The following is a 466-nucleotide window of genomic DNA, read 5'->3' on the forward strand; positions in this document are numbered from 1 at the left end:
ATCCTGTTCCTCGCCGGCGAGCGACGCAGCGCCAGTGCCCACAGCAAGTTCCTGTTCCATCCTTTCCACTGGACCCTGCATGGCGCGGTGGACCATGCGCGGATGGCGGAATATGCGATGAGCCTCGACTACGACCTGGAGCTTTACGCCCGGATCGTCGCCGAGAACACCCGTGATGCGCCGGAACGCCTGGACATCCCGAGCTACCTGATGGCCTATCCGCGCATCCTCGGTCCGGAAGACGCCCTGGCTTGCGGACTGATCCATACGGTGGACGATTCGCCTATACCCGCTTCCGCCTGCCAGTGGAGTATCCATTCCTAGCTTCCCCGCGCCGCCCAGCATATTCCGGCAAGCGGAAGGCCTTGGACAGGCGGCAGGATGCCCATGCCGCCGGGGAAAGCGGGCTTTGCCAACGACCTTCGCGCATCAGACCTTACGTTGGAAAAGTCGAGCGCCTCCTGGA

General features: G+C 63.3%; 1 protein-coding gene. It reads left to right on the top strand.

The window, feature by feature from the left end; translation table 11 throughout:
• The coding region (locus tag J7U37_RS24885; protein ID WP_247637494.1) for a hypothetical protein at nucleotides 1-324 on the top strand (324 nt) is incomplete at its 5' end.
• Between the last annotated feature and the right edge of the window lie 142 nt (nucleotides 325-466).

The organism is Methylobacterium sp. 37f (genome assembly GCF_023093475.1).
Taxonomy (GTDB): Bacteria; Pseudomonadota; Alphaproteobacteria; order Rhizobiales; family Beijerinckiaceae; genus Methylobacterium.